The organism is Segeticoccus rhizosphaerae, from assembly GCF_009192725.1.
Lineage (GTDB): Bacteria > Actinomycetota > Actinomycetes > Actinomycetales > Dermatophilaceae > Segeticoccus > Segeticoccus rhizosphaerae.
In genome coordinates this window covers 1-3158 of record NZ_VOHR01000390.1, presented here as the reverse complement: position 1 = coordinate 3158, position 3158 = coordinate 1, and the positions used below count along the sequence as shown (strand labels likewise).

Genomic DNA, 3158 nt, shown 5'->3' with positions numbered 1-3158 from the left:
GCCAGCTCGTCGGCCAGGCACCGCATCGTGACCGACAGCGGCCGCCCGTCTGCGTCGGTCGCACCCCGCAGGTCGTCCAGCACGGCCAGTCCGGCCGCGCCGAGCGCGAAGTCGGTCTGCCCCGCGCGCCAGGGCCGACCCGAAGTGTCGCTCAGCACCAAGCCGATCCGGGGGAAACCGGCTGCCTCGCTCCCACCCGGATGGCTCCCACCTGGGTCCCTCCCACCTGAGTCGCTCCCACCTGGGTGGCCGCGTCCAACGTCGGCGCCGCATGCCGCCGCGGCCGTCGCCAGGAGCTGTTCCAGCAGCACCTGCGCGACCGTGTCCGGGTCATCGGGCAGCAGCAACAGCTCGTCGGACCCGGTGTTGGAGGCATCGACGCCTGCCGCGGCCATCACCGGCCCGGCGAGCGCCTCCACGACCCGTGTCACCGACATGTCGGTGCGCCGCTCGGCGACCACGCGCCGGCTCTGAGCCAGGACCACGGCAGCCTTGTCGCCGGCCGGCGCGCGCAGCCCGAGCGCCTTGGAGACCACCTTGCTCGACAGGACCAGCACGTCACCGTCGACCAGCTCGAGGCCTCCCCGGCGCAGTCCCTCGGAGATGAGCCGAGCCAGCCCGGCCAGCCCGTGTTCCGCCGTGATCTCGGGCATCCCCGTGACCGGGGTGACGACCAACGGGGCGGTGCGTCCCGTCATACGGCGTGGCGTCCCTGCCGGCCCAGCTCGAGCCCCAGCTCGAGCGCCGCACCGGCGATGTCCGCTGCGTGGTCGACGTCCTTCATCCACAACGGGAGGGCGCGCACCTGCAACCCGGGGTCGAACCGCGGGCCGCCGACCTCGACCTCGGCGTCGCGCTCGTCGACCAGCCACCCGTCGAGGAAGTCGGCGTAGAGCCCGGCCACCGCCTGGGTGGTGGACTCGACCCCGATCGCCGACAGGCAGGCGTCGGCGTGGCCGCGCACCGGCGCGCCGCCGATGAGCGGGGAGACGCCGACGACGGGAGCAGTGGTGCCGCGCAACGCATCCCGGACGCCCGGCACTCCCAGGACGATGCCGATCGACACCACGGGGTTGCTCGGCGGCAGCAGCACCAGGTCGGCGTTCCGCAGTGCGTCCAGCACCCCGGGGGCCGCGGTCGCCCGGTCCATCCCGATCGCGACGAAGCGCTCCGCCGGCACGGCCGCCTGGTGACGAACCCACCACTCCTGGAAGTGGATCGCCGACGGGCCTTCCCCCCGGTCGACGACCACGTGCGTCTCGACCGGAGTGTCACTCATCGGCAGCAGGGTCACTCCCCGATCCGGCAGCCCCCACCGCGCCGCCAGACGAGCGGTGACCTCCGAGAGGGATACCCCCTGCCCGAGCCACTGGCTGCGAACGATGTGCGTCGCGAAGTCCTTGTCGCCCAGCCCGAACCACTGCGGTTCCGCTCCGTATGCCGCCAGCTCGCCCTGCACGGAGTGCGTCTCGTCCGCGCGGCCCCACCCCTGCTGCTCGTCGATGCCCCCGCCGAGCGTGTAGAGCAGCGTGTCGAGGTCGGGGCACACCCGCAGGCCGAAGAGCGTGATGTCGTCACCGGTGTTGCCGATCACCGTGATCGTGGATCCGGCGAGGTCGGGGGAGCGGTCGAGGTGGGCGAGCAGTCCACGGAGGAACCGGGCACCGCCCACACCGCCGGCGAGTGCGGTGATCTGCATGGCTGACAGTCTTCCAGCCGACCTCGCCGCCCCACGCGGTGGTCCACCGGCTCACGGAGCGAAGCCATGGAAGGGGGCCCACAGGGGCAGCTGTGCAGCGACCTGAGAAGCGCGCGGAAGTGGCTGAGAAAGGGCACGGCACCACGCGCCACCGGGCCTGAAACGGGGCGGAGCCGGAGGAGTTTTATCAGACGCGGGCTTGACTTTGACCGTATGACACGCGTGTAATTCCATTGTTGTCGTCCATCCGGACAAGCTCGACACGTGCAGCAGGGACCCGCCGGGGTCGTCACCTGGCGGTTCACTCGGCGAAAGCGGTGTGGCCCGTGTCGATTTTGCCCGGCGGTTCGTGCAACGCGAGTGCTGGCTAGCGATGGGTCGAGGAGGAGCCGTGCACGAGCTACAGCTGATCACCAGTTTCGGTGAGGTCGACGAGGAGGGGGAGCTTTCGTGGCAGGAACGCGCACTGTGTGCGCAGACCGACCCGGAGGCCTTCTTCCCGGAGAAGGGGGGATCAACCCGCGACGCCAAGAAGGTCTGTGTCGGGTGTGAGGTGCGGGCCGAGTGCCTGGAGTATGCCTTGGCGCACGATGAGCGCTTCGGCATCTGGGGCGGCTTGTCCGAGCGTGAGCGCCGCAAGCTCAAGAAGCGCGCCGTCTAGTCGCCGCGGCGACGAAGCGGCTGGACCATGACGCTCGCTCCACCCCGCGCCCACGGGGCGCGTGTGCCTGCTGCCCCCGCGATGGGGTCGGTCAGCGCCGTCCTCGTCGTCCACGACGGCGAGCCCTGGCTGGTCGAGGCGCTCGACGCCCTCGCGATGCAGTCGCGCCGACCCGACCACCTGGTCATCGTGGACACCGGCTCCACCGACACGAGTCCGACGATCCTGCGCCAGCACGCCAGGATCCGTGCCTCGATCCCCTCCGTCGAGATCCTCACCCTCGGTCGTGACGTCTCGTATGGCGTCGCTGTCGCCGCGGGCGTCGACGCCCTTCCGAGCGCCACGCCCGGGGAGTGGATCTGGCTGCTGCACGACGACACGGCACCCACTCCGCTCACCCTCGACCGGCTGGTCGACGCCTCCCGCCGGTCTGCCTCGGTCGGCATCGTGGGGCCCAAGGTCACCCTGTGGGAAGAGTCCCGTCGGCTGCGCAGCGTCGGTCTGCAGTACACCCGCACCGGACGCGCGTCCGGGGGGCCCGAGGTCGGCGAACCCGACCAGGGGCAGTACGACGCCCGCACCGACGTCCTCGGGGTCAGCAGCGCCGGCATGCTGGTGCGACGCGACGTCTTCGACGAACTGGGCGGGTTCGACCGCTCCTTCACCGGATCCGAGGACCTCGACCTGTGCTGGCGCGCCCAGCTGGCGGGGCACCGGGTCGTGGTGGTCCCCAAGGCCGTCGTCCGCGAGGGCGCGGCCTCCGCCCGGGGCGACCGTCCCGGTGGTCGCTCGCCCGCG

4 protein-coding genes are annotated in these 3158 nt (G+C 71.7%); 2 read left to right on the top strand and 2 right to left on the bottom strand.

Going from position 1 to position 3158, the window contains the following annotated elements; genetic code table 11:
• Positions 1 to 698, bottom strand: a 698-nt coding sequence (locus tag FRW57_RS24570; protein ID WP_238999497.1) for a coenzyme F420-0:L-glutamate ligase, incomplete at its 3' end; no start/stop codon positions are given.
• Entirely contained in the window at positions 695 to 1699 is a 1005-nt protein-coding gene (cofD, locus tag FRW57_RS19520; RefSeq protein ID WP_137122196.1) for a 2-phospho-L-lactate transferase, read from the bottom strand. The genes FRW57_RS24570 and cofD, both read right to left, overlap by 4 nt.
• Before the next feature lie 391 nt (positions 1700 to 2090).
• Between cofD and FRW57_RS19515 the strand changes: the two genes are divergently transcribed.
• Positions 2091 to 2360, top strand: coding sequence for a WhiB family transcriptional regulator (locus FRW57_RS19515; protein WP_202911580.1), 270 nt, complete (start codon positions 2091 to 2093; stop codon positions 2358 to 2360).
• A gap of 27 nt (positions 2361 to 2387) precedes the next feature.
• Positions 2388 to 3158 (top strand): glycosyltransferase family 2 protein (locus FRW57_RS19510; protein ID WP_152186820.1); only part of this gene is annotated, 771 nt, incomplete at its 3' end.